The 26,634-nt window shown below is 71.4% G+C and carries 19 protein-coding genes and 2 pseudogenes; 9 read left to right on the forward strand and 12 right to left on the reverse strand.

Annotation, left to right across the window (positions count from 1 at the left end):
- Positions 1-336 precede the first annotated feature (336 nt).
- Together BG418_RS35535 and BG418_RS35540 are read right to left on the reverse strand one after the other, a co-directional pair.
- Positions 337-1,626 (reverse strand): citrate synthase, encoded by a 1,290-nt coding sequence (locus BG418_RS35535; RefSeq protein WP_188278177.1) that lies wholly within the window; start codon positions 1,624-1,626, stop codon positions 337-339.
- 179 nt (positions 1,627-1,805) lie between these two features.
- The gene (locus BG418_RS35540; protein WP_188278178.1) at positions 1,806-4,022 is read right to left on the reverse strand and encodes an ATP-dependent RecD-like DNA helicase; all 2,217 of its coding nucleotides are present in this window, start codon (positions 4,020-4,022) and stop codon (positions 1,806-1,808) included.
- A 280-nt stretch (positions 4,023-4,302) separates the two neighbouring features.
- On the opposite strand from BG418_RS35540, the gene BG418_RS35545 reads away from it, so the two are divergent.
- Positions 4,303-4,692 carry a DUF937 domain-containing protein gene (locus tag BG418_RS35545; protein WP_188278179.1) on the forward strand — a complete coding sequence of 130 codons (390 nt, stop codon included), beginning with the start codon at positions 4,303-4,305 and terminating at the stop codon, positions 4,690-4,692.
- 203 nt (positions 4,693-4,895) lie between these two features.
- Here BG418_RS35545 and BG418_RS35550 read toward each other — a convergent pair whose 3' ends face one another.
- On the reverse strand, positions 4,896-5,684 hold the full coding sequence (locus tag BG418_RS35550) for an SDR family oxidoreductase (RefSeq protein WP_317453868.1): 789 nt from the start codon (positions 5,682-5,684) through the stop codon (positions 4,896-4,898).
- A gap of 176 nt (positions 5,685-5,860) precedes the next feature.
- Entirely contained in the window at positions 5,861-6,925 is a 1,065-nt protein-coding gene (locus BG418_RS35555) for a LacI family DNA-binding transcriptional regulator (RefSeq protein WP_188278180.1), read from the reverse strand.
- A 261-nt stretch (positions 6,926-7,186) separates the two neighbouring features.
- Here BG418_RS35555 and BG418_RS35560 point away from each other — a divergent pair, with 261 nt between their 5' ends.
- From BG418_RS35560 to BG418_RS35580, 5 genes and pseudogenes are all read left to right on the forward strand, one after another.
- A complete protein-coding gene (locus BG418_RS35560) occupies positions 7,187-8,311 on the forward strand; it encodes a Gfo/Idh/MocA family protein (RefSeq protein ID WP_188278354.1) in 1,125 nt (374 codons plus the stop codon).
- The gene (locus tag BG418_RS35565; RefSeq protein WP_188278181.1) at positions 8,308-9,462 is read left to right on the forward strand and encodes a dihydrodipicolinate synthase family protein; all 1,155 of its coding nucleotides are present in this window, start codon (positions 8,308-8,310) and stop codon (positions 9,460-9,462) included. The genes BG418_RS35560 and BG418_RS35565 overlap by 4 nt, the downstream gene beginning before the upstream one ends.
- A 41-nt stretch (positions 9,463-9,503) precedes the next feature.
- Complete coding sequence (locus BG418_RS35570; protein ID WP_188278182.1) at positions 9,504-10,301, forward strand: sugar phosphate isomerase/epimerase; 798 nt, start codon at positions 9,504-9,506, stop codon at positions 10,299-10,301.
- A gap of 119 nt (positions 10,302-10,420) precedes the next feature.
- Positions 10,421-10,906 (forward strand): annotated as a pseudogene (locus BG418_RS35575) (GNAT family N-acetyltransferase); the annotation flags it as partial.
- Positions 10,907-10,911: 5 nt separating this feature from the next.
- Positions 10,912-11,676 (forward strand): annotated as a pseudogene (locus BG418_RS35580) (sugar phosphate isomerase/epimerase family protein); the annotation flags it as partial.
- On the opposite strand, the gene BG418_RS35585 reads toward BG418_RS35580, so the two are convergent.
- Positions 11,558-12,538, reverse strand: coding sequence for an EamA family transporter (locus tag BG418_RS35585; protein WP_188278183.1), 981 nt, complete (start codon positions 12,536-12,538; stop codon positions 11,558-11,560). The pseudogene BG418_RS35580 and the gene BG418_RS35585 sit on opposite strands and share 119 nt — an antisense overlap.
- A 111-nt stretch (positions 12,539-12,649) precedes the next feature.
- On the opposite strand from BG418_RS35585, the gene BG418_RS35590 reads away from it, so the two are divergent.
- The 3 genes from BG418_RS35590 to BG418_RS35600 all read left to right on the forward strand — a co-directional run bounded on the left by BG418_RS35590 (position 12,650) and on the right by BG418_RS35600 (position 16,346).
- Positions 12,650-13,570 carry a LysR family transcriptional regulator gene (locus BG418_RS35590; protein ID WP_188278355.1) on the forward strand — a complete coding sequence of 307 codons (921 nt, stop codon included), beginning with the start codon at positions 12,650-12,652 and terminating at the stop codon, positions 13,568-13,570.
- 332 nt (positions 13,571-13,902) lie between these two features.
- Positions 13,903-15,714: a glycoside hydrolase family 3 protein gene (locus BG418_RS35595; RefSeq protein ID WP_188278184.1), complete on the forward strand. Its 1,812-nt coding sequence runs from the start codon at positions 13,903-13,905 to the stop codon at positions 15,712-15,714.
- A 65-nt stretch (positions 15,715-15,779) separates the two neighbouring features.
- Positions 15,780-16,346: a hypothetical protein gene (locus BG418_RS35600; protein ID WP_188278185.1), complete on the forward strand. Its 567-nt coding sequence runs from the start codon at positions 15,780-15,782 to the stop codon at positions 16,344-16,346.
- A gap of 41 nt (positions 16,347-16,387) precedes the next feature.
- Here the strand turns inward: BG418_RS35600 and BG418_RS35605 are convergent, their stop codons facing one another.
- The 7 genes from BG418_RS35605 to speB all read right to left on the reverse strand — a co-directional run bounded on the left by BG418_RS35605 (position 16,388) and on the right by speB (position 26,537).
- On the reverse strand, positions 16,388-17,791 hold the full coding sequence (locus BG418_RS35605; RefSeq protein WP_188278186.1) for a S28 family serine protease: 1,404 nt from the start codon (positions 17,789-17,791) through the stop codon (positions 16,388-16,390).
- 120 nt (positions 17,792-17,911) lie between these two features.
- A complete protein-coding gene (locus BG418_RS35610) occupies positions 17,912-18,304 on the reverse strand; it encodes a hypothetical protein (RefSeq protein WP_188278187.1) in 393 nt (130 codons plus the stop codon).
- A gap of 113 nt (positions 18,305-18,417) precedes the next feature.
- Positions 18,418-18,774, reverse strand: coding sequence for a hypothetical protein (locus BG418_RS35615; RefSeq protein ID WP_188278188.1), 357 nt, complete (start codon positions 18,772-18,774; stop codon positions 18,418-18,420).
- A gap of 70 nt (positions 18,775-18,844) precedes the next feature.
- Positions 18,845-22,552, reverse strand: coding sequence for an ABC transporter ATP-binding protein (locus BG418_RS35620; protein WP_188278189.1), 3,708 nt, complete (start codon positions 22,550-22,552; stop codon positions 18,845-18,847).
- A 210-nt stretch (positions 22,553-22,762) separates the two neighbouring features.
- Positions 22,763-23,752, reverse strand: a complete 990-nt coding sequence (locus tag BG418_RS35625) for a serine hydrolase (protein WP_223185831.1) — start codon at positions 23,750-23,752, stop codon at positions 22,763-22,765.
- Positions 23,753-23,898: 146 nt separating this feature from the next.
- Positions 23,899-25,569, reverse strand: a complete 1,671-nt coding sequence (locus BG418_RS35630; RefSeq protein ID WP_188278190.1) for a thiamine pyrophosphate-binding protein — start codon at positions 25,567-25,569, stop codon at positions 23,899-23,901.
- Positions 25,566-26,537, reverse strand: coding sequence for an agmatinase (gene speB / locus BG418_RS35635; protein WP_188278191.1), 972 nt, complete (start codon positions 26,535-26,537; stop codon positions 25,566-25,568). Before speB ends, BG418_RS35630 begins: the two co-directional genes overlap by 4 nt.
- Between the last annotated feature and the right edge of the window lie 97 nt (positions 26,538-26,634).

Here is a 26,634-nt window from a genome sequence, read left to right on the forward strand (position 1 = left end):
GGACGTCTTGGGGGACGTCCATGGAATGTCTTGGGGGACGTTCCAGGCAGCGCGTTGGCCGGGGCACGTACAACGGGGAGCTTTGAGCGGCCCACCCGTTACGTACGTACCCCGGCAGACCGCCAGACCCCCGGCCGGATCCCGTGGGGGGAATCCGCACCGGGCAAAGGGAAGCGCCCCGCCCGCCAACCCGTGGGGGGATTGGTGGGCGGGGCGCTTCTGTAAATTTTGTTGAGATTCGGCGCCGGACGCTCCCAACCCCCTAGGGGCGCGGGGAACTGCGCGACCAGCCACGCACGGTCCGCAGCCGAACAACAGCCGCTCCTGGCGGAGCGACTAGCGCGCCTCGACAGGCACGAAGTCGCGAAGGACCTCACCCGTGTAGATCTGGCGCGGGCGACCGATGCGGGAACCCGGCTCCTTGATCATCTCGTGCCACTGGGCGATCCAGCCCGGCAGACGGCCCAGCGCGAACAGGACCGTGAACATCTCGGTCGGGAAGCCCATGGCGCGGTAGATGAGACCCGTGTAGAAGTCCACGTTCGGGTACAGGTTGCGCGAGACGAAGTAGTCGTCGGAGAGCGCGTGCTCTTCCAGCTTCAGCGCGATGTCCAGCAGCTCGTCGGACTTGCCGAGGGCCGAGAGGACGTCGTGCGCGGCGGCCTTGATGATCTTGGCGCGCGGGTCGAAGCTCTTGTAGACCCGGTGGCCGAAGCCCATCAGACGGACGCCGTCCTCCTTGTTCTTCACCTTGCGGATGAAGGAGTCGACGTCGCCGCCGTTGGCCTGGATGCCTTCCAGCATCTCCAGGACCGACTGGTTGGCGCCACCGTGCAGCGGGCCCCACAGGGCGCTGATGCCGGCGGAGATCGAGGCGAACATGTTCGCCTGCGAGGAGCCGACCAGACGCACGGTGGAGGTCGAACAGTTCTGCTCGTGGTCCGCGTGCAGGATGAGCAGCTTGTCCAGCGCCGCGACGACGACCGGGTCCAGCTCGTACTCCTGCGCCGGGACCGAGAACGTCATCCGCAGGAAGTTCTCGACGTAGCCGAGGTCGTTGCGCGGGTAGACGAACGGGTGGCCGATCGACTTCTTGTAGGCGTACGCCGCGATCGTCGGAAGCTTGGCGAGCAGCCGGATCGTCGAGAGGTGACGCTGCTTCTCGTCGAACGGGTTGTGGCTGTCCTGGTAGAACGTGGACAGCGCGGAGACGACCGAGGACAGCATGGCCATCGGGTGGGCGTCCCGCGGGAAGCCGTCGAAGAAGCGCTTGACGTCCTCGTGCAGCAGCGTGTGCTGGGTGATCTCGCTCTTGAACGTCGACTGCTGGTCGACGGTCGGCAGCTCACCGTTGATGAGCAGGTACGCGACCTCCAGGAAGGTCGAGCGCTCCGCGAGCTGCTCGATCGGGTAGCCGCGGTACCGCAGGATGCCCTGCTCGCCGTCGAGGTAGGTGATGGCGGATTTATAGGCAGCGGTGTTGCCGTACCCGCTGTCCAGAGTCACGAGGCCGGTCTGGGCCCGGAGCTTCCCGATGTCGAAGCCCTTGTCGCCGACGGTGCTGTCGATCACCGGGTAGGTGTACTCGCCATCGCCGAACCGCAGTACTACAGAGTTGTCGCTCACGTCATCCCTCACCGACGTAGTGCCTCTTCTTCGAGGTGCCCTGACTGTCTCTACCATCCCCCATTTGGCTCAGCAGAGTGCACTCGGGGTCGCCCATTGGGCTTATTAGCGGCACTCAGTGCCGTCAACCTGCTCATCCTGCCCCCTTCGCCCCGGTTCTGGAAGCCCCAGGTGATGTTTCACACCAAGACGCCCCCTGACAGCCGATGAGCGAGTGCGGTAAAGCGTCTGCCTGCGGAAACCGTACGCACTGCCTGCCCGATCGCCTTGCGGGACCCCACCAGTACGACGAGTTTTCTGGCGCGGGTGACCGCCGTGTAGAGCAGGTTCCGTTGAAGCATCATCCAGGCGCCGGTGGTGACGGGGATCACCACCGCCGGGTACTCACTGCCCTGCGAGCGGTGGATCGTCACCGCGTACGCATGGGCCAGCTCGTCCAGTTCGTCGAAGTCGTACGGCACCTCCTCGTCCTCGTCGGTGAGCACCACCAGGCGCTGCTCGTCCAGGTCGAGGGAGGTGACCACGCCGACGGTGCCGTTGAAGACGCCGTTCTTGCCCTTCTCGTAATTGTTCCGGATCTGGGTGACCTTGTCTCCCACCCGGAACACCCGGCCGCCGAACCGCTTCTCCGGCAGATCCGGCCGGGCCGGGGTGATGGCCTGCTGGAGCAGTCCGTTGAGGTTCCCCGCGCCGGCCGGGCCGCGGTGCATCGGCGCGAGCACCTGGACGTCGCGCCGGGGGTCGAGGCCGAACTTCGCGGGGATGCGGCGCGCGGCGACGTCGACGGTGAGCCTCCCCGCGTCCTCGGTCTCCTCCTCCACGAAGTGGAAGAAGTCGCTGAGGCCCTGGGTGAGCGGCGGGACACCGGAGTTGATGCGGTGGGCGTTGGTGACCACACCGGACTGCTGGGCCTGCCGGAAGATCCGGGTCAGGCGGACCCTGGGCACGGGACCGCCCTCGGCGAGCAGATCCCGCAGCACCTCGCCCGCGCCGACCGAGGGCAACTGGTCCACGTCCCCCACCATCAGCAGATGCGCGCCCGGCGCCACCGCCTTCACCAACTTGTTGGCGAGCAGCAGATCGAGCATCGACGCCTCGTCGACGACGACCAGATCGGCGTCCAGCGGCCGGTCCTTGTCGTACGCCGCGTCGCCGCCGGGTTTCAGTTCGAGCAGGCGGTGGACCGTGGAGGCGTCGGCGCCGGTGAGTTCGGCGAGGCGTTTGGCGGCGCGGCCGGTGGGGGCGGCGAGCACCACCTTGGCCTTCTTGGCCCGGGCCAGCTCCACGACCGAGCGCACGGTGAACGACTTGCCGCAGCCCGGGCCGCCGGTGAGCACGGCGACCTTGCTGGTCAGCGCCAGCCGGACGGCCTGCTGCTGCTCGGGGGCGAGCTCGGCGCCGGTGCGCGTGGCGAGCCAGGACAGTGCCTTGTCCCAGTCCACGTCCTGGAACCCCGGCATCCGGTCCTCGCCGGTGCGCAGCAGCCGCAGCACCTGGGCGGCGAGGGAGAGCTCGGCGCGGTGGAAGGGGACCAGGTAGACGGCGTTGACCCGCTCGGCCCCGTCCCGCGGCCCCGGGACCGCCTCCCGCACGACGCCCTCCTCGGCGACGAGCTCGCCCAGGCAGTCGATCACCAGCCCCGTGTCGACCTGGAGGAGCTTCACCGAGTCGGCGATCAGCTGCTCCTCGGGCAGGAAGCAGTGGCCCTGGTCGGTGGACTGGGACAGCGCGTACTGCAGCCCCGCCTTCACCCGCTCCGGGCTGTCGTGCGGGATGCCGACGGCCTGGGCGATGCGGTCGGCGGTGAGGAAGCCGATGCCCCAGACGTCGGCCGCCAGCCGGTAGGGCTGGTTCTTCACGACCGAGATCGAGGCGTCCTCGTACTTCTTGTAGATGCGCACGGCGATGGAGGTGGAGACGCCGACGCCCTGGAGGAAGACCATCACTTCCTTGATGGCCTTCTGCTCCTCCCAGGCGGCGCCGATCAGCTTGGTGCGCTTGGGCCCCAGGCCCGGCACCTCGACCAGCCGCTTGGGCTCCTGCTCGATGATGTCCAGCGTGTCCGTACCGAAGTGCTCCACGATGCGGTCGGCGATGCGGGGGCCGATGCCCTTGATCAGGCCCGAGCCGAGGTAGCGGCGGATGCCCTGGATGGTGGCGGGCAGGACCGTCGTGTAGTTCTCCACGGTGAACTGCTTGCCGTACTGCGGATGCGAGCCCCAGCGGCCCTCCATCCGCAGCGACTCGCCCGGCTGCGCGCCGAGCAGCGAGCCGACCACCGTGAGGAGATCGCCCGCGCCCCGCCCGGTGTCGACCCGGGCGACCGTGTAGCCGTTCTCCTCATTGGCATAGGTGATCCGCTCAAGGACCCCTTCGAGCACCGCGAGATTGGACATGATCCGACGCTACCTGCGGGGTCGGACAGCGTGGGGTGCCTGTGGATAACTCACCGGGTCCCCCGGGAACTCAAGGGGGCCCGGTCCGTATGACCGGGCCCCCCGATTCCCCTCCCCATCCCTCCCCACTCGGCACTCCCCGATCCCCCCGGATCCCTCCCCTGGAGCGCCGATGACAAGTACGACACCCGTAACGCCTGAAGGGTTGCACGACTGCGGAAAGTAATTTTTCCGGAATCCCGACATGCCGATGGAGGGGTGCGGCCGTAGCGTTTCGCCCATGAGTGACGATTCCACCTTCGAGCAGGACGTACTGAACGAGCTGGGGGACGACGGGCTGGAGCAGCTCGCCCAGGAACTCGGCACGGACCCCGCCGGGGCGCGGGCGGTCGTGGGCACGGCGACGTCGGAGCTGGCGGGCGAACTCCCGGGCCTGTCACCGGCCCCCGACGAGCCCCCGCTCCAGGGCGTCGCCACCCTGGGCGGCCTCGGGATGGCGGGCGGCGGCGTCATGGCCACGGTCCTGGCCAAGGTCGCGAAGCCGGTCGCGAGGACGGTCTCGAAGAAGACGGGCCTCCCGGAACCCACGGTCACGCGCGCACTGGAACTCCTGATCCCGGTGGCGCTCACGGTCCTGAGCAAGCGGGCGGCGGCGAAGCGGACGAAGTAGGCGGCGGCGGTTTTGTCTGCGGGCCGGTGGGGGCTGCTCGCGCAGTTCCCCGCGCCCCTTAAGGGGCGCGGCCACAGAGCGGGGTGCAGGGGGCGCAGCACCCGCCCGGGGGTCCGGGGGCGTAGCCCCCGGGAAACCGTCCCCATCCCCCACCCACCCCCGGAGGGTTTAGGGAAGGGGCGGGGTGGGGGATCACACCGCCTTCAAGAAGCCCCCGTCCACCACGAACTCCGCCCCGTCGTACTCCCCGACCGCGGCGACACCAGCAGCGCCACCACGTCCGCGATCTCCTCCGGCGTGATGAACCGGCCGGTGGCGGCGTTCAGTTGGGGCGCCAGGGTGTCGAGGACCGTGGCACGGTCCGCGCCCGCCATCGCCGCGATGGCATCCGCCGCCCCGCCCGACCGCGTCCACCACGCCGTCCGCACCACCCCCGGCGACACCGTGTTGACCCGGACGCCCTGCGGCGCGTACTCCTCGGACAGGACCTGAGTGAGGTTGGACAGGGCCGCCTTCGCCGCGCTGTACTCCGCGTTGCCCACCGCGGGCTGACGGGCCAGCACCGACGAGATGTTGACGACGGCGCCGCCCCCGACGAGCAGATGCGGCAGGGCCGCGCGGAAGGCGCGTACCGCCGAGAAGACGTTGAACGCGAACATCGCCGGCCAGTCCGCGTCGGGCGCGTCCAGGAACGAGGCGCGCGGCAGGGTCACACCCGGCGGCGGCCCACCCGCGTTGTTGACCAGGATGTCCAGACCGCCGAACTCCTCGACGGCGCGGGCCACCACGCGCGCGGGGGCGTCGGGATCCATGAAGTCGGCCGAGACGTGGACGAGTTCGGGGCGGGCCAGCTTCTCCAGCTCCGGGCTGGAATTGCGCGAGGCGGCCACCACGCGCGCGCCCTCGTCGAGCAGCGTCCGGACGACCGCGAGCCCGATGCCCTTCGAAGCGCCGGTGACCACGGCCGTACGGCCGGAAAGGTGCAGGTCCATGGGGTGTCTCCACAATGCGACGGCGCTCGCCCCGTACGGGCGAGCCGGAGGCCATGGACACGATCCTGTTCCGGCGCGACGCCCACCGCTGGCGGGAATCCGGCACCGAGTTGCCCACCCGGAACGGCCGGAAACACGTGCTACGCGCGCCGGTCCCCGCACGCCCGACCCACGCCCTACGCGCGCGCCCGTCCCGTCGACCCCCGCACCATCAACTCCCCGTGCACCGTGGCGATCCCGCCCGGCGGCACCGGCTCCTTGCCCATCGCCAGGCGCCCCGCCCGCGCCCCGGCCTCGTACAGCGGCAGCCGTACGGTCGTCAGCGCGGGCACCGCGTCCATGCTGAACGGGAGGTCGTCGAAGCCCGCCACCGAGACGTCGCCGGGGACGGCCAGGCCCCGGTCACGCAGGGCCGCGCAGGCGCCGAGGGCGACCGTGTCGTTGGCGGCGACCACCGCCGTCAACTCCTGGTCGCGGCGCAGGAGTTCGAGGGTCGCGTCGTACCCGGACCGGCGGTCGTACGAGCCGTGCACCACGGGCCCGGGCGCCACCCCCGCCGTCGCGAGCGCGGCCCGGTGGCCCTCCAGGCGGTGCCGGGTCGTGGTGCGTTCCTCGGGGCCCGCGATGTAGCCGATACGGCGGTGGCCGAGGGCGAGCAGGTGCTCGGTGAGGCGCTGGCTGCCGCCACGGTTGTCGAAGGTCAGCGTGGCGGCGACGGGCCCGCCCCCCGACCCCGACCCCTCCACAGACCACGACACCGGCGGCCGACCGCACAGCACCACCCGCGTCCCCGCCTCCGCGAGCCGCCCCAGCTTCGCCGCGACCGCCGCCGCGTGCTCGGGGTCCTCAAGGGCCCCACCTGTGAGGATCACCGCAGCCGCGCGCTGGCGCTGGAGCAGCGTGAGATAGGTGAGTTCGCGCTCGGGAGAGCCCCCCGTGTTGCAGACGACCGCCAGTTTCTCGCGGGCCCCGCGCTCGCCGCCGATCTCGGACTGGGCCGCGCCCGCCATGATCCCGAAGAACGGGTCGGCGATGTCGTTCACGAGTATGCCGACCAGGTCGGACGTGGCGGCGGCGAGCGAACTGGCGGGCCCGTTCAGGACGTAGTCGAGCTCGTCGACCGCGCGCAGGACGCGTTCACGGGTCGCCGCGGCCACCGGATAGTTGCCGTTGAGCACCCGAGAGACGGTCGCCGGGGACACCTGGGCGCGCGCCGCCACATCCGCCAGGGTCGCTGTCATCTCTGCCTCCGCCGAACCTCTCGTGGACCGCCGCGCGCCTCTTGTCCGTGGCGCTCTGCGCAGGCTAGCGTTCCTGTGGGTAGAAAGCGCTTACTACCTCGTCTGCAACAGGCAAAAGCCGTGTCTCCACAGGCCGTTGCGGGCACATTGCCACGAGCCCGGAAGGGACATCACGTGACAGACAGGATCGCGACGGACCGGACCGCGACGCACAAGGCCGTGCCCCCCGCCACCCCGCCCCGCAGGACCGTCCGCATCGCCATGAACGGCGTCACCGGCCGTATGGGCTACCGCCAGCACCTCGTACGCTCGCTGCTCGCCCTGCGCGACGAGGGCGGCCTCGACCTCGGCGACGGCACGGTCCTGTGGCCGGAGCCCGTCCTGGTGGGCCGCCGGGAGTCCGCGCTACGGGCCATCGCTGACAAGCACGGCCTCGCCCACTGGTCGACCGACCTGGACGCCGTCCTCACAGACGACAGTGTGGAGATCTACTTCGACGCCCAAGTCACCGCCGCCCGCGAGGAGTCGATCCGTAAGGCGATCGCCGCCGGCAAGCACGTCTACACCGAGAAGCCGACCGCGACCGGGCTCCCCGGCGCCCTGGAGCTGGCCCGGCTCGCCACCGCCGCCGGGATCAGGCACGGCGTCGTCCAGGACAAGCTCTTCCTGCCGGGCCTGCTCAAGCTCAAACGGCTGGTGGACAGCGGCTTCTTCGGGCGGATCCTGTCCATCCGGGGCGAGTTCGGCTACTGGGTCTTCGAGGGCGACTGGCAGAGCGCGCAGCGCCCGTCGTGGAACTACCGCACCGAGGACGGCGGCGGCATCGTCGTCGACATGTTCCCGCACTGGGAGTACGTGCTGCACGAGTTGTTCGGACGCGTCACCTCCGTACAGGCGCTGGCCACCACGCACCTCCCCCAGCGGTGGGACGAGCGGGGCAAGCCGTACGACGCGACCGCCGACGACGCCGCGTACGGCATCTTCCAGCTGGCGGGCGGCGCGATCGCCCAGATCAACTCCTCCTGGGCCGTCCGCGTCCACCGCGACGAACTCGTCGAGTTCCAGGTCGACGGCACCAAGGGCTCGGCCGTCGCCGGGCTGCGCGAGTGCCGCTTCCAGCACCGCTGCGCGACCCCCAAGCCGGTGTGGAACCCGGACCTCCCGGCGACGGAGGCGTTCCGCGAGCAGTGGCAGCCGGTCCCGGACAACGAGGACTTCGCCAACGGCTTCAAGGCGCAGTGGGAGCTGTTCCTCCGCCATGTCTACCTCAACACCCCTTACCACTGGGACCTGTTGGCGGGCGCGCGCGGGGTGCAGCTGGCCGAGCTGGGGCTGCGGTCGTCGGCCGAGGGCCGCCGCATCGAGGTGCCGGAGATCGCGCTGTGACGATCCTGCTGCCCCGCGCCGACGGCTCGCTCGTACGGTACGAGCCCCGCCCCGACCCGATCGCGTTCGCACCGGGCGGCCCACCCGCCTCCCGTACGGTCTTCGCGGCCGCCCACGTGGTCGCCGACCCTTGTGCGGACCCTCATAAGGACACGACCTCCGCCGTCGACTGGGACGCCACGCTCGCCTTCCGGCGCCACCTGTGGTCGCACGGGCTCGGGGTCGCCGAGGCCATGGACACCGCGCAGCGCGGTATGGGCCTGGAGTGGGCCGGGGCCGCCGAGCTGATCCGGCGCTCGGCCGCCGAGGCGAAGGCGGCCGGGGGCCGGATCGCCTGCGGAGTGGGCACCGACCAGCTGACCGGCCCGGCCACGATCGCCGAGGTCACAGGCGCGTACGAGGAACAGCTCGCGCTCGTCGAGAGCGTCGGCGCGCAGGCCGTCCTGATGGCGTCGCGCGCGCTCGCGGCCGTGGCGCGCGGGCCCGAGGACTATCTCGCCGTGTACGGGCGGCTGTTGGAGCAGACCGCCCGGCCGGTGATCCTGCACTGGCTCGGCCCGATGTTCGACCCGGCCCTGACGGGGTACTGGGGCTCGCCCGACCTCGACCTCGCCACCGAGACCTTCACGAAGATCATCGCCGCCCACCCCGGCAAGGTCGACGGCATCAAGGTGTCGCTGCTCGACGCGGCCCGGGAGGTCGCGCTGAGGCGACAGCTGCCAGAGGGTGTGACCTGCTACACCGGCGACGACTTCCACTACCCGGAGCTCATCGCGGGGGACGAACAGGGCTTCAGCCACGCCCTGTTGGGCATCTTCGACCCGCTCGCGCCGCTGGCCGCGCAGGCCGTACGAGCGCTGGACGCGGACGACCCGGACGGATTCCGGCGGCTCCTCGACCCCACCGTGGAGCTCTCCCGCCACCTCTTCGAGGCCCCTACCCGCTTCTACAAGACGGGCGTGGTCCTGCTCGCCTGGCTCGCGGGGCACCAGGACCACTTCACGATGGTGGGCGGCCTCCAGTCAGCCCGCTCGCTGCCGCATCTGGCCCGGGCGTACGAACTGGCCGACGGGCTCGGCCTGTTGCCCGACCCCGGGCGGGCCGAGGCACGGATGAAAAACCTGCTGAACGTGTACGGAGTCGACCAGTGAGCCCTGCACATCCCGCCCTTTCCCGTCTCAGCCTCAATCAGATGACCGTGAAGCAGTTGTCGCTGCCCCGACTCGTGTACACCTGCGCCCAGTTGGGCGTTCCCGGCGTCGGACTGTGGCGCGAGCCCGTGCGGGCGTACGGCGTGGAGGCCGCCGCCAAGCTCGTCCGGGACGCCGGGCTGAGCGTCACCTCGCTCTGCCGGGGCGGCTTCTTCACCACCGCCGAGCCCCACGCGCGCGTAAAGGCTCTCGACGACAACCGGGCCGCGATCGACGAGGCGGCGACGCTCGGCACGGACACCCTGGTGCTGGTCTGCGGCGGGCTGCCCGAGGGGAGCCGGGACCTGGCGGGCGCGCGGGAGCGGGTCGCCGACGCGCTCGCCGAACTCGGCCCCTACGCGCGCGTGCGGGGCGTACGCCTCGCGGTCGAACCGCTGCACCCCATGTACGCGTCCGACCGCTGTGTCGTGTCCACCCTCGGCCAGGCCCTCGACCTGGCCGAACGCTTCCCGGCCGAGGAGGTGGGGGTCGTCGTCGACACGTACCACGTGTGGTGGGACGACCTGGCCCCGGCGGCCGTCACGCGCGCGGGGGCCGCCGGCCGCATCCACGCATTCCAACTCGCCGACTGGGTCACGCCGTTGCCCGAGGGCGTACTCACCGGGCGCGGCCAGCTCGGGGACGGCTCGATCGATCTGCGGGACTGGTGGCGGCGGGTGGACGCGGCCGGGTACACGGGCCCGGTCGAGGTGGAGCTCTTCAACGAGGCGCTGTGGCGGCGGGACGGGGTGGAGGTCCTGCGCGAGACGGTCGAACGGTTCCGGTCGTGCGCGCCGTGAGGCACGCGCGTGCTCGTGCTCGTGCTCGTGCTCGTGCTCGTGATGGCGTACGCGATGTCGTACCCGCCCGGCATACTGGCCCCGTGTCCGACACACACGCCACTCCCCCGCCCCCCGAACCCGTCCTGCGGGACCCCCGCCCGGGGGACCTGGGCTGGGTGGTGCAGCGACATGGGGCGCTGTACGCCGCCGAGTACGGGTGGAACGCCGAGTTCGAGGGCATGGTCGCCGGGATCGTCGCCGGTTTCGCCCAGGACCACGACCCGCACCTCGAACGCGTCTGGATCGCCGAGCTCGACGGGCGGCCGGTGGGCTCGGTGATGTGCGTACGCGACGACGCCCCCGGCACCGCCCGGCTGCGCCTGCTCCTGGTGGAGCCCGAGGCGCGCGGCCACGGGCTCGGGGACCGGCTGGTCGGGGAGGTCGTGGCGTTCGCCCGCGAGGCCGGGTACCGCGATCTGGTGCTCTGGACCTACGACGCGCTCGCCACCGCCCGCGCCCTCTACCAACGGCACGGGTTCACCCTGGTCACCGAGGAGGCGCACCGTTCGTACGGCGCCGACCTGGTCGGGCAGGACTGGCGGCTCAGCCTGAAGGACGGGTGACCGCGATGCGCTACGCGTTCTCCACGCTCGGGGTGCCCGGCCTGCCCGTCCCCGAGGTCGCCCGGCTCGCCGCCGCGCACGGCTACCAGGGCGTCGAGCTGCGCGCCCATCCCGAGGAGCCCGTGCACACCGGCATCGGGATGCGCGAACGGGCCGCCGCTGTAAGGGAGTTCGCCGCGCAGGGTGTGGACATCCTCGCCGTCGCCGGGTACGCGCGCGTGGCCGGTCCCGGCGACCCCGAGCGGCTCGACGAGTTGGTGTTCCTCGCGCACGACCTCGGCGCCCGGTACGTACGTGTCTTCCCCGGCGGCGACGGCTCCCCGAACGACGACGGCATCGCGGTACGGCGGCTGCGGGAGGTCGCGGACCTGGCCGCCGAGCGCGGTGTGCGCGTCCTGCTCGAAACGCATGACTCGCACCGCACGGGCGCGGCCGTCGCCCGCATCCTGGACCGGGTCGGCGCGCCGCACATCGGCGCGCTGTGGGACGTGATGCACACCTGGCTCGGCGGCGAGAGCCCGGCCGCCACCCACACCGCACTCGCCCCGCACCTCGGATACGTACAGGTCAAGGACATCGCATCGGCCGAGGACACCACACCGCTCGCGCTCGGGGCCGGGGTGCTCCCGCTCGCCGCGTGCCTGGCGCGGCTCAGGCCGGACGGCTGGCTGTGCTGGGAGTACGAGAAGCGGTGGTATCCGGACGCGGCGGAGCTGCCGGGGCTGCTGACGGCGGGGCGGGAGCATCTGGACGCGCTGCTCGCCTCGTCAGGAACCCAGGGATCCGGGGCAGCGACGTCAGCGCCACCCCGCCCACCAGCAGCACCGCCGCGCACCACCGCAGCGGGCTGACCGGCTCGCCCAGGAACAGGGCCGCCGACGACATCCCGAAGACGGGCACCAGCAGGCTGAACGGCGCCACCGACGACGCCGGGTGGTGGCGCAGCAGATACCCCCACGCCCCGAACCCGAAGACCGTACTGCCCCAGGCGACATAGACGAGCGCGCCCGCGCCGCTCCAGTCGAACGACCGCAGCGCCGCCGCGTCCCGGCCCGGGCCCTCGAAGAGGAGGGAGAGGCCGATCAGGGGCAGGATCGGGACCGTCGAGACCCACACCATGAAGTTGAGCGCGTCGGGCGGGGCGGCCTTGCGGGTGAGGACGTTCGAGACGCCCCAGCAGGCGGCGGCCGCGACGGTGAGGGCGAAGCCGAGCAGCGGCCCGCTCGCGCCCTCGCCCACGGCGGCGACGGCGATCCCGGCGAGAGCGACCAGCATCCCCAACAGCCGTGTGCGGCCGGGCCGTTCACCCAGGGCCACCATCGCCACGACCGCCGTGAACACCGCCTGGATCTGGAGCACCAGCGAGGAGAGCCCAGCCGGCATCCCCTCGTTCATACCGGTGAAGAGCAGCCCGAACTTGGCGACCCCTAGGACAAGTCCGACCGCCACCAGCCACTTCCACCCGACCTTCGGGCGCCCCACGAAGAACACGGCGGGCAGCGCCGCGACCAGGAAGCGCAGGGCGGAGAAGAGCAGCGGCGGGAAGTGGCCGAGGCCGACCTCGACGACCGTGAAGTTCACCCCCCAGACGGCGGTGACCAGCACGGCGAGCACGATGTGTACGGGACGCATACGTCGAGGATCTCCGGGTGGACCATGTAGCACCAGCGCGTATTTCTTCATGGTTGGATTGAGCAGACGTAATGAGTCCCTGTGGACGGATCTTGGGAAGGTGAGGCCGTCGTGCTCGATCTCGCCCGGCTGCGCGCGCTGCACGCCGTCTCCGTCCACGGGTCCGTGGCGGCCGCCGCCACCGCCCTCGGCTACACCCCCTCCGCCGTCTCCCAGCAGATCACCAAGCTGGAGCGGGAGACCCGCACCACGCTCCTGGAGCGGCGCGGGCGCGGGGTCGCGCTCACCGAGGATGCGCTGCATCTCGCCGCAACGGCACAGGAGTTGCTGGCGCTGGTCGAGCGCGCCGAGACCACCTTGGAGGAGCGCCGGGGACTGCCCACCGGGCGGCTGACGGTCGCGGCGTTCGCCACGGCGGCGCGCGGGCTGCTGCCGGGCGTGCTGGCCCAACTCGCCCGCGAGCACCCGGACCTGGACACCCGGCTGTCCGAGATCGACCCGCATCTGTCCATCGACCTGGTGGCGAAGGGCGTCGTCGATCTGGCGGTGACGCACGACTGGGACATCGCGCCGCTGCCCGCCCCCGAGGGCGTGGAGCACGCGGTGATCGGCGACGACCTGTGCGACCTGCTCGTACCGAAGGACCACCGGCTCGCCGGGCGGCGGTCGGTGCGCCGCGCCGAGCTCGCCCGGGAGCACTGGATCTGCCAGCCGCCCGGGTCGGTCTGCCACGACTGGCTGGTGCGGACGCTGCGGGCCGACGGATACGAGCCGGATCTGCGCCACCAGGCCGCCGAGTACCACACCCAACTCGCCCTGGTCTCCCACGGGTTGGGCATCGCGCTGATTCCCCGCCTCGGCCGGGGTCCACTGCCCGACGGCGTGGTGGCGGTCCGGCTGGAGCCCGCTCCGGTGCGCCGGTTGTACGCCCTGTGGCGCACGGGGGCCGCCCGCCGCCCGGCCATCACGGCGGCGGTGTCGGCGCTCCAGTCGCAGTGGCCGACCGCCGCGCCGCCTCCCGTACGACTCTGAACACACCGGTGACTTCCGTACCGAATTCTCCGAATCGGGCCCCGGCCGGGAACCCACCGGCGGCGGGCTCCGTCCAACGTCCGTACTGCCGGTGAGTCTCCGCAATGCGGTGTCGGCGATCGCTGCTGGCTGCGAACGGCCGACTCCCCTCTCCAACCGCCTGCGGCCGGCAGCACACCGCCACCGGTGCGCCCCCCTCCGACTGCGCCGGTGGCGGTCCCTTTTCCGGGGCCACTCGGAGCCCGTCGATGCGCGCCCTCTTGACCGGTAATAATTTTCCGGTTATCCGTTCGGCGTTGGAAGTTTCTTCCACGCCTACGGATGGAGCGCACGTGTCGCACCGCACCTCCAGACGCACCCTCCTCACCGCGGCCGCCGCCGCAGGCGCGGCGGCCGCCGTCGGGTCCGCCCTCCCCGCGTACGCGGGCGAGCGGCGTGACCACGAGCGGCTGCGGCGGATCATCGCCCGGATGTCGATCGAGGAGAAGGTCGGCCAGCTCTTCGTGATGCGGGTCTACGGACACTCCGCGACCGCACCCGACCAGGTGGACATCGACGCCAACCTGAGCGAGATCGGGGTCCGCACCGCCGCCGAGCTCATCGCGAAGTACCACGTCGGCGGCATCATCTACTTCACCTGGGCGCACAACACCCGCGACCCGCACCAGATCGCCGACCTCTCCAACGGCATCCAGCGCGCCGGACTCGCCCAGCCCACGCCCGTACCGCTGATCATCGCCACCGACCAGGAGCACGGCATCGTCTGCCGCGTCGGCTACCCGGCCACGCTCTTCCCGGGCGCGATGGCGCTCGGCGCGGGCCGCTCCGCGCGCGACGCGACCACCGTCGGACGCATCGCCGGGGCCGAGCTGCGCGCGATCGGGATCCGGCAGAACTACTCGCCCGTCTCGGACGTCAACGTGAACCCGGCCAACCCCGTCATCGGCGTACGGTCCTTCGGCGCCGATCCGGCGGCCGTGGCGCGGATGGTGGCGGCCGAAGTACGCGGCTACCAGGGCGCCGGGATCGCGGCGACCGCCAAGCACTTCCCGGGGCATGGCGACACGACCGTCGACAGCCACACCGGTATCCCGATCATCACCCACACCCGCGAGCAGTGGGAGAAGCTGGACGCGCCGCCGTTCCGGGCCGCGATCGCCGCCGGGATCGACTCGGTGATGACGGCCCACATCCAGTTCCCGGCGCTCGACCCGACCAACGACCCGGCGACGCTCTCGCACCCCATCCTCACCGGCATCCTGCGCGAGCAGCTGGGCTTCGCCGGGGTGGTCGTGACGGACGCGCTCAATATGCAGGGCGTACGGGACAAGTACGGCGACGACCGGGTGCCGGTGCTCGCCCTGAAGGCCGGCGCCGACCAGCTGCTCGACCCGCCGAAGCTGGACGTCGCCTGGAACGGGGTGCTCTCGGCGGTCCACAGCGGCGAGCTCACCGAGGCCCGGCTCGACGTGTCGATCCTGCGGATCCTCGAACTCAAGGAGCGGCGCGGCCTGTTCAGCCACCCGTACGTCTCCCAGCGCGAGGTGGACCGGGTGGTCGGCACCCGGCCGCATCTCGCCGCCGCCGACGCGGTGGCCGAGCGGACCACGACGCTGCTGGTCAACAAGGGCGGGCTGCTGCCGCTGTCACGCAAGCATCGCCGGAACATCCTGGTGGTGGGCGCCGACCCCGATTCGCCGTCCGGGACGACCGGCCCGCCCACGGCGGTCCTGGCCAAGGCGCTGACCGGACTGGGCTTCACGGCAAGCACGTTGCCGACCGGTTCGCTGCCCTCCCAAACCCAGATCGACAAGGCGGTGGCGGCCGCACGGGGCAAGGACGCGGTGGTCGTCGCCACCTACAACGCGGGGGCGGGCGGCGCCCAGTCCCGGCTGATGGCGGCGCTGGGCGCGACCGGCGTGCCCGTGATCCACCTCGCGATCCGCAACCCGTACGACATCGCGCATCTCAGCGGATTCACGGCCTCGCTCGCCACCTACTCCTGGACCGACGTCGAACTCCGCGCGGCGGTACGGGTGTTGGCGGGCAGGGCGGCACCGGTCGGACGGCTGCCGGTGGCCGTGCCGCGCGGGGACGATCCGACCCAGGTTCTGTACCCGATCGGCTACGGACTGTCGTACTAGAGATACCCCTCGCATCCCCTGGCGAGCCGCCCGGGCCGCAGGTCACGCTGGTGCGGGGGTCGGTCATGCGCGCGTACGGTTCGGTCAGGGCGGTTCTGGCGGTGTCCGCCGCCCTGTTGCTCACGGCGGGCTGTCAACGGGCGGCGGGCGGCCCGGCCGAGCGCGTACCGCCCGCGCCGTCGAAGGCGACGTTCCTGGGACCCGGGGCCTGCGCGGCGCACGGGCAGGCGTTCACCGAGGTGCCCTGCACCAGCGAGCGCGCGGTGGCGCGGGTCTCGGTCCGCCGCGCGGGCACGGCACACACGGCCGCCGGGTGCCCCCTGAACACGGACTTCGTCCTGTACATCGACGGCCGGGCCACCGCGGGCTACGCCTGCATGCGCAACCTGGAGGCACCGCACCCCGGCGACCCGGGCATGGGCGGCGGCCCCTTCACGGTCGTCGGCGACTGCGTCTACCAGGCGGGCGAGGGCCAGGTGAAGGAAACACCGTGCGACGGCTCGGGCCCCGAGCCCCCGGCGTACAACGTGACGAAGGCGGTGACCCGCCGGACCGACTGCCCACCGACGACGGCGATGTACGTGGAGCTGACGGGCGGGGCGCAACGGGTGGGGTGCGCGCGGCGGTTGTGAAGCGACGCGGGCCCAGGGGCGTACCCCCGGGCCCCCATCACTCACGGACGCAGCGTCCGCTCCCGCTCCACCTGCGGGCGGTCCAGACGCGCGTCGTACGACGCCAGCGGCTTCGGCGTCGTGGCGGGCAGGCCCGCCCAGCGCAGGATCGCGGACGTCGCCGTGGCCTTCTCCGAAGCGGCCAGGCCGGCGACCTTCGAGCCGTGGTTGCCGCCCGCGACCGTGTAGACGTACGAGTCGCGCGAGCCGGAGCCGAGGCGGAAGCGCTCGGCGCCCCACGGGTCGTTCTGGCCGTACACGTACAGCATGTGGTCGGCGTGGTGGCGCACCCAGTTGTCCACCTGCGGCATCACCCACGGCTGGAACCGCATCGGGATGCTGCGCGGGACGAAGTTGCGCGGCGGCTGGTAGCCGTAGCGGCTCAGACCGCCGAGCCACGGCTGCTTGATGGTGGGCGAGCCGAGCTGGGTGCCCGCCTGGTAGTAGTACGGGGTGTACTTCTCAAGGCCCTGGTCGGCATAGGAGTCGAAGCCGACGATCTTGTTGACGGAGTCCCAGATCACCTGGTCGGTGGCGTGCGGCGCGTCCGCCGGGATGGTGCCGCAGTCGGAGACCAGGCTGTACTGCCAGAACGTCCACACGTAGTCGAGGACGACCGCCTCGTACGCCTTGTCAAGCGTGCCGACCGTGGCGAACGAGTACTTGTTGTCGGTCGCGTACTGCGCCAGCTTCTTCTCCAGCGGCTCGCGGCGCACCAGCGCCTCGCGCTGCACGGCCTCCAGCTTGTCGCGGCACTCCTTGGTGCCGACGGTCTGGAAGAAGCGGTCGTACGCCGAGTCCTCGTCGTTGACGACGTCGTTGGGGGCCACGTAGGCGACGACGCCGTCCATGTCCCGGGGGTAGTAGCGCTTGTAGTACGTCGCCGTCATACCGCCCTTGGAGCCACCGGTGGTCAGCCAGTTCTTGCGGTAGATCGGCTTGAGGGCCTGGTATATGGCGTGCTGGTCGCTGGCCGCCTGCCAGATGTCCAGCTTCTTCCAGTCGGCCGGCTGCGGCCGGGACGGGGTGAAGTAGCGGTATTCCACCGAGACCTGGTTGCCGTCCACGATCTGGGTCGGCTCGCTGCGGCTCGGGTTGGTCGAGACGTTGTAGCCGCTGGTGTACATGACGGTGGGGCGGCCGGTGTCCTTGTGCAGCAGGGTGACGCGCTGCTGGAAGGTGCCCTGCGAGGGGTGCCGGTGGTCGACCGGCTGGGTGAAGTCGAGGACGAAGTAGCGGTAGCCGGCGTACGGCTTCTCCTCTATGAGGCTCACCCCGGGTATCGCCAGGATGCGGTCCTTGATGTCCGGCTCGGCGGCGGTGGCCGCCCCGGCGGTGGCTCCCGCCACGCTCACCGTGCCTATCAGCACGACGAGCGAAAGGAGCCATCTGAACGTCTTGCGCATGCGTTCTCCCCTGTGGTCACGATGTTTCGCGATCGTCGTGAACCTAACGGGAGCAACACCCACACCACCAGACCCAGTTGCCCCACTGGACCTGGCATCGTTGTCAACGGCAGCTCAGTATCAGCACAAGATCCATCCTGTAGATGCCCCGGATCCCGCGACCGAACCCGCCGCCCGCACACAGCGGTTGATCGCGTGCACCGTGACCGGGCCCGCCTGCTGGGTGAACTGCCCGCTGTCGGAGACCGGGGCGCCGCCGCGCGCCTGGAGCGTGACCGCCATCTGCCGTCTGGCACCCGGCGACTTGGCGACCGTGACCGCGCAGGCGTAGCCGTGCGTCTTGTAGACCCGCAGCTCACCGGTGGCGAACGGGACCGTCTTGACCTGCCGCCCGCCGCACGCGGCCGCCGCGTCGGCGCTGCCGGTGCCCGGCCCGAGCACGATCAGGGAACCCGTCGCCAGAAATACGGCAAGCCCCCAGCCCGCCCGCCTGTGAGACCCCCCACCGAACACGCTTGCCTCCTTCCGTCACATGAACGTATGTGTGTACGGACGCGGCGGCCCACCCTGCGGTTGCGCGGATTCCGGATGCGCTCGACGATCACGGCCGCGTCACGCGGCCCGGGTCACGCCTGGCTCACGATCATCGAGAGGAAGCAGAACTCGGCGGCGATCTGGAAGCACAGGCCCGTCACCCGGAGCTCATAGACCCGGCGGGCGCGGTCGGGGGTGGCGACGACCAGGACGAACGCGAGTGCGGCGAAGACGAGCGCCCACTGCATCTGGGTCCCGGTCGCGGCGCCGGGGTTGGTGCAGTTGTCGCCGTTCTCGAAGCACGCCGAGAACCGCCCGCTGGACAGGACCGCGAGCCAGGCCAGGAACATACCCGGGATCAGCAGGAACGCGGAGATCACCGCGGCGGTCCGCAGGCGCGGCAGCGACTCGGCGGTCGGGGCGGGCGTGAACTCGGTCTTCGTCTTCATGCCCCGATCAAACCGGGGACGGCCCGCCGCGCGGACCGTCCCCGGTACTCATCTTCTCGGGCGCGGATACTCAGACCGCCGCCGGCTCGTCCTCGCCGATGAACGTGCGCCACAGGCTGGCGTAGCGGCCGTCCTGGGCCAGGAGTTCGTCGTGGGTGCCGTCCTCGACGACCCGGCCGTGGTCCATCACGACCACCCGGTCCGCGCGGGCCGCCGTGGTGAGGCGGTGGGCGACGACCAGCGTGGTGCGCCGACCGGTGAGGCGGTCGGTGGCCTGGTTGACCTGGGCCTCGGTGGCCAGGTCCAGCGCGGCCGTGGCCTCGTCGAGGAGCAGGACGTCGGGGTCGACGAGCTCCGCACGCGCCAGCGCGATCAACTGGCGCTGGCCCGCCGAGAGGTTGCGGCCGCGCTCGGCGACCTCGTGCAGATAGCCGCCGTCGAGGGTGGCGATCATGTCGTGGGCGCCGACGGCCCGCGCCGCCGCCTCGACCTCGGCGTCGCTCGCCTCGGGCCGCCCGTACGCGATGGCGTCCCGGACCGTCCCCGCGAACAGATACGCCTCCTGCGGGACCACGCCCAGGCGGTGCCGGTAGGCGGTGAGGTCCAGGTCGCGCAGATCGATGCCGTCGGCGGTGACCCGCCCGCCCGTCGGGTCGTAGAACCGGGCGACCAGCTTGACCAGCGTCGACTTGCCCGCGCCCGTCTCGCCGACGAAGGCGACGGTCTGCCCGGCCGGTATCCGCAGCGCCACGCCCGACAGTGCCTCCTCCTCGTCCCCGTACGCGAAGTCCACGTCCTCGAAGGCGATCTCGCCGCGCAGCGAGCGGACGTCCTGGGGCTTCGCGGCCGACTCCGTGGAGGTCGGCTCGCGCAGCAGCTCCTGGATGCGCTTGAGCGAGACGGCCGCCTGCTGGTAGCCGTCGAAGACCTGCGAGAGCTGCTGTACGGGGGCGAAGAACAGGTCGATGTAGAGGAGGTACGCGACGAGCGCGCCCGTCGTCAGGCTGCCCGCGTCGACCCGGTGGGCGCCCACGATCAGCACCGCCGCCGAGGCGACCGACGACAGGAGCTGGACGAACGGGAAGTAGACCGAGATGAGCCACTGGCCCCGGATGCGGGCCGTGCGGTAGTCGGCGCTGCGGGCCGCGAACCGCTCGCCGCCGTCGCGCTCGCGCCCGAAGGCCTGCACGATCCGCAGCCCGCTCACCGACTCCTGGAGGTCGGCGTTGACCACGGCGACCCGCTCACGGGCCAGTTCGTACGCCTTCACGCTCTGCTTGCGGAAGAAGTACGTGCCGACGATCAGGAGCGGCAGGGTCGCGAAGACGACGAGGGCGAGCTGGAGGTCGATGACGAGCAGCGCGAGCATGATGCCGAAGAAGGTGACGACCGAGACGAACGCGGTGACCAGACCGGTCTGCAGGAACGTCGCGAGGGCGTCCACGTCCGTCGTCATCCGGGTCATGATCCGGCCGGTCAACTCGCGCTCGTAGTAGTCGAGTCCGAGCCGCTGGAGCTGGGCGAAGATCTTCAGACGGAGGCTGTAGAGGACGCGTTCGCCGGTCCGGCCGGTCATCCGGGTCTCGCCGAACTGGGCGGCCCACTGGATCGCCACGGTCAGCAGGGCCAGGCCCGCCGCCGCCCACACCGCGCCGAGCGCGAGCTGGCTCACGCCCTTGTCGATGCCGTGCCGGATGAGGACCGGCAGCAGCAGGGACATGCCCGCGTCGACGGCGACCAGGGTGAGGCTGATGGCCAGCGGCTTGCCGAAGCCGCGCAGCAGTCGGCGCAGACCGTAGGAGGCTTCGGGCTGTACGGCTCTGGCCTCGTCGACGCCGGGGGTGTCGGTGGCCGGGGGCAGCGCCTCGACCTGGGCGAGGAGTTCGGGGGTGGCCGGCATCCCGCCGGGGGCGGCCGACTCGGGCTTGTCCGGACGTATCCACAGCGGCGGCGTGATGCCCCGCTCGGCGTCGAACTCGGCGTCCAGCTCGTCCCGTACGGTGTGGTCCTCCACGACCTCGGCCGGGACGATGTGGCCGGGCGAGACCGCGCCCAGCTCGTCCGGGTCGGTCAGCAGGCGCCGGTAGAGCGCCGAGTCGCGCTGGAGCTCGTCGTGGGTGCCGATGGCCGCGAGGCGGCCGCCGTCGAGGACGGCGATGCGGTCGGCGAGGTTGAGGGTGGAGCGGCGGTGCGCGATGAGCAGCGTGGTGCGCCCGGCCATCACGGACTTGAGCGCCTCGTGGATCTCGTGCTCCACGCGCGCGTCCACGGCCGAGGTGGCGTCGTCCAGGACCAGCAGCCGCGGGTCGGTGAGGATGGCGCGGGCCAGCGCGACGCGCTGGCGCTGGCCGCCGGAGAGGGTCAGGCCGTGCTCGCCGACCGTGGTGTCGTACCCGTCGGGCAGCTCGGCGATGAACCGGTCCGCCTGCGCGGCGCGCGCGGCCTTCTCGATCTCCTCCTGGGTGGCGTCCGGCTTCCCGTACGCGATGTTGGCGCGCACGGTGTCGGAGAACAGGAAGCTGTCCTCGGGCACCAGGCCGATGGCCGAGCGCAGCGAGGCCATGGTCAGCTCGCGCACATCGTGGCCGCCGACCAGGACGGCGCCGTGCGTGACGTCGTAGAAGCGCGGCAACAGAAGGGAGACGGTGGACTTGCCGGAGCCGGAGGAGCCGACGACGGCGACGGTCTCGCCGGGCCGGATCTCCAGGGAGAACCCGTCCAGGACCGGACGCCCGTCCTCGTAACCGAACCGCACGTCGTCGAACTCGACGGTGGCGGGCGCGTCGGCGGGCAGTTCCTTGGTGCCGTCCTCGATGGACGGCTCGGTGTCGATCAGCTCCAGAACGCGCTCCACACCGGCCCGCGCCTGCTGGCCGACGGTCAGCACCATCGCGAGCATCCGGACCGGTCCGACGAGCTGCGCGAGATACGTGGAGAACGCCACGAACGTGCCGAGGGTGATCTCGCCGCGCGTGGCGAGCCAGCCGCCGAGCGCCAGCATGGCGACCTGGCCGAGCGCGGGGACGGCCTGGAGGGCCGGGGTGTAACGGGAGTTGAGCTTGATGGTCCGCAGCCGCCCGGCGAAGAGCTTTCGCCCCACCTCCCGCAGCTTGCCGGTCTCCTGCTCCTCCTGGCCGAAGCCCTTGACCACGCGTACGCCGGAGACGGCACCGTCGACGACGCCCGCGACGGCCGCGGCCTGGCCCTGGGCGTACCAGGTGGCCGGGAAGAGACGGGTACGGCTGAGCTTGGCGATGAACCACAGCGCGGGCGCCACGGCCAGCGCGACCAGGGTCAGCACCGGCGAGAGCCACGCCATGATCGCGAGCGAGATCAGGAAGAGCAGGATGTTGCCGATGGTCATCGGCAACATGAAGAGCAGACCCTGGATGAGCTGGAGGTCACTGGTGGCCCGGCCGACGACCTGCCCGGTGGAGAGCTCGTCCTGACGCCGCCCGTCGAGCCGGGCGATCGTCGCGTACATCTCCGTCCGCAGGTCGTGCTGGACGTCGAGGGCGAGGCGGCCGCCGTAGTAGCGACGTATGTACGTCAGTACGTACACGACGACCGCCGCGGCTATGAGCATCCCGGTCCACACCGCGAGCGAGCGGGTGTGGGAGCCGACCACGTCGTCGATGATCACCTTGGTGACCAGCGGGACCAGAGCCATCACCGCCATACCGGCCAGGGACGACCCGAGCGCCAGCACGACATCGCGCCGGTACCGCCAGGCGTACCCGGTCAGCCGCCGCGCCCACCCTTGATCTGCCGCCGCCACTGGTTGCCTCCCGTAGTCCGAACCACCGCAAGGCCCCAACGCCACGACCGGCGGATTTCATCCCGCGGCAACAATTGGCAGGCTTTTAGGGCCACGGGGGGGGTGGGTTGCCCGAGCGATGGGGGGTCCGGGATCACTTAAGGGGCGCGGGGAACTGCGCGACCAGCCCAGCACGGTCCGCAGAAAAAACCCTGCACCCACGCGAAGCGGCTAGCGACCCGGCACAGCCGTCACCAGACGACGGCCCGCAGGAGCCTCCGGCACCGGCGGCACAGCCTCCTGCGGCAGCACCGGCACAGGCCTCTGCCACTTAGGCGGATTCCAAGGCCGAGCCACCACACCCGGGGTGCCGAGATCACCATGCACGGCCCGGGCCACGGCCTGAATCGTGTCGACGCCCTGGTTCATCGTCGAGTTGTCCTCGGTGAGAACAGCCATCGCATAGTCATGGCCGTTCCCCGTGAACGCACCAATGCTGTGCACCCGCCACCCGTGCGTCGCCCGCGACAGCCACCCGTTCTTGAGCGACACGACCGCCCCGGCAGGCGCCCCCGCAGGCGTACCCCACCGCTGCCCGGCCACGACCTGGCTCATCAGACCCAGCTGATACGACCGCGCGGCATCGCTCAGCACCGAGTTCCGCGAGGTCAGCAGCGCGAGCAGCTTGGCCTGGTCGCGCGCGGTGATCCGGGTCAGCCCCCAGTACCCGTCCGCGCCCGGCGTCGTCTGCGTCATCCCGGCGGCGGCAAGGAACGACCGCACCTTGCCCGCGCCGAGCTGCTTCCACAGTTCGGTGGTCGACGCGTTGTCCGACTCGGTGATCATCTTGGTGGCGAGGCCGCGCTCGCGCTGGGTGAGCGAGCGGTCGTGCCTGTTCGCGTCCCACAGCAGCGTCGCGAGCACGGTCGCCTTGACGACGCTCGCGGAGTCGTACGTGGCGGTCGCCCCCAGCTCGCAGCGGGTGCCGGTCGAGCGGTCGTAGAGCGCCACGGCCGTCAGCGAGGAGCGGCCGCGAAGCGCCGAGGTGATGTCCTTGGACAGCTTGGCCGCGAGGGCGGGGTCGTAGGAGGTGCAGGTCACCGAGGACGCGGCGGCGGCCGGCGTGGCAACCGCCAGCAGCGGCGCGACCACGCTCGCGGCGACGGCGGCGCCGAGCGCGCCACGGCGTATTCGTCCGGCAGTGCCGGAGTGTCTGAACAAAGCTTCCCGCCCCCTGTGAGTACCGAGACGAGCACATCGCCCTGATGTGCTCGCCTCACATGACTCATCAGGAGGCGAAAAGTTGCACGAAGAAAATGTTGAACGAGATCACAGTTTGGCCACCGGGGCCACACCGTGCGCCGCCGTCACAGATGCGTCGGAGCGAACATCTTCAGTACGGCGGGCAGCACGACCACCGAGGGCCCGGGCTCCGCCAGCGCCTTCGCCAGGTCCGCGCGCAACGACTCCACGCTCGTACGCACCGCGGGCACACCGAACGACTCGGCGAGCGCGACGAAGTCCGGCCGCGCCAGCTCCGTGCCGGTCGCCGCGCCGTACGCGTCCGTCATGTACTCGCGCAGGATGCCGTACCCGCCGTCGTCGACGATCAGCCAGGTCACCGGCAGGTCGTACTGCCGGGCCGTGGCGAGCTCGGCGATCGAGTACATCGCGCCGCCGTCGCCGGAGACCGCGAGCACCGGTCGACTGCGGTCGGCGGCCGCCGCGCCGATCGCCGCCGGGAAGCCGTAGCCGAGGCCGCCCGCGCCCTGGGCCGAGTGCAGCGCACCCGGCCAGGCGGACCAGGCCCAGTACGCCAGGATCGTCATGTCCCAGAAGCTGGGCGCGTCGGCGGGCAGCGCCGCGCGCACGTCGGCCAGGATGCGCTGCTCGGTCTCCAGGCCCTGCCCGGCGATCCGCTCCCGTACCTTCGCGAGGACCGTACGTACGGACTCGGCGGCGGCCGGGTCGGTGCGCTCGCGGACCGTCTCCAGGAGCGCGGAGAGCGCCACGCGCGCGTCCGCGTGGATGCCGAGCGCGGGGTGGTTGGACTCCAGCTTGCCGAGGTCCGCCTCGATCTGGATCACGCGGCCGCGCGGGGCGAACGTGTGGTAGTTCGAGGAGAGTTCGCCCAGGCCGGAGCCGACGACGAGGAGGACGTCGGCGTCCTGAAGGAAGTCGGTGGTGTGCCGGTCCTCCAGCCACGACTGGAGCGAGAGCGGGTGCTCCCAGGGGAAGGCGCCCTTGCCGCCGAAGGTCGTCACCACGGGGGCGTCGATGCGCTCGGCGAGCGCGCGGAGCTTGCCGGAGGCGTCGGCGCGTACGACACCGCCGCCCGCGATGATCACCGGGCGGACCGCGTTCGACAGCAACTCGGCCGCCACGGCGGTCAGTTCGGGGCGCGGGAGCAGGTCGTGCGGGGTCGCGTCGACGGCCGTGACGACCGGCAGGGACGTCTCGGCGGTCAGTACGTCCTGCGGGATCTCCACCCAGACCGGGCCGTGCGGGGCGGTCAGCGCCGACTCCCACGCCGCCGCGATCGCGGACGGGATCTGGGACTGGCTGCGGACGGGGTGGACCGACTTCACCACGTCCCGGAACGAGGCCTGCTGGTCGCGGAGTTCATGCAGATACCCGTGGCGGCCGCCGCCCAGGCCCGCCGTGGGGATCTGGCTGGCGATCGCCACGACCGGGGCGCTGGCAGCGGCCGCCTCCTGGAGGGCGGCGAGCGAGGTCAGCGCGCCGGGCCCGGTGGAGAGCAGCAGCGGGGCCGCCTCCCCGGTGACCCGGCCGTACGCGTCGGCCGCGAACCCCGCGTTGTTCTCCATCCGCAGCCCGATGTAGTCCAGATCGGAGCGCCGCAGCGCGTCGAACATCCCGAGCGCGTGCTGCCCGGGCAGCCCGAAGACGGTGGTGGCGCCGAGGCCTTGGAGGGTCTCGATCACCAGGTCACCGCCGGTGCGCCCCGGCGGCGGGTTCAACGCGGCCGCGGTCTGCGCCGCCGTCGGGCGCAGCACCACGTCGTGGTCATGGGTCACTTGGACGCCTTGGCCGCCGCGATCTGCCGGGACATGATCGTCGTCAGTTCGTACGCGGTGTGGGACGCCGCCACCGAGGTGATCTCGGCGTGGTCGTACGCCGGGGCGACCTCGACGACGTCGGCCGAGACCAGGTTGCAGGAGGCCAGGCCCCGCAGGATCTCCAGGAGTTCGCGCGAGGTCATGCCGCCGGCCTCGGGGGTGCCGGTGCCGGGGGCGTGCGCCGGGTCGAGGCAGTCGATGTCGATCGAGATGTAGAGCGGGCGGTCGCCGATGCGCTGGCGCAGCTGGTCGGCGATCTCGTCGGCGCCCCGGCGGTAGACGTCGGCCGAGGTGACGATGCCGAAGCCCATCTTCTCGTCGTCGGTCAGGTCCTGCTTGCCGTAGAGCGGGCCACGCGTGCCGACGTGCGAGAGCGCCTCGGTGTCGAGGATGCCCTCCTCGACGGCGCGGCGGAACGGGGTGCCGTGGGTGTACTCGGCGCCGAAGTAGGTGTCCCAGGTGTCCAGGTGCGCGTCGAAGTGGAGCAGCGCGACCGGGCCGTGCTTCTTGGCGACCGAGCGGAGCAGCGGCAGCGCGATGGTGTGGTCGCCGCCGAGCGTCATCAGGCGGGCGCCGGTGCCGAGCAGGTCGTCGGCGGCGGCTTCGATCGTGTCCACGGCCTCGTTGATGTTGAACGGGTTCACGGCGATGTCGCCGCCGTCCGCGACCTGGGCGAGCGCGAAGGGCGAGGCGTCCTGCGCCGGGTTGTACGGGCGCAGCAGACGGGAGGCCTCGCGGATGGCGTTGCCGCCGAAGCGGGCGCCGGGGCGGTAGGAGACCCCGCTGTCGAAGGGCACGCCGATGACGGCGACATCGGCGGTGCCGACCTCGTCCAGGCGCGGCAGCCGGGCGAAGGTCGCGGGCCCGGCGTACCGCGGGACGCGGGACGAGTCGATCGGACCGCGCGGCGTTTCGTTGCTGCTCATGTGAATTGCCCTTCGTTTCAGCGATTCATGCAGTTTGTGCCGTTCACGTATTTCATGCACTTCCTGCAGTTCACCACGACGATAGGTGGCCGAAAGG

The organism is Streptomyces sp. CBMA152 (assembly GCF_014596475.1).
Lineage (GTDB): Bacteria > Actinomycetota > Actinomycetes > Streptomycetales > Streptomycetaceae > Streptomyces.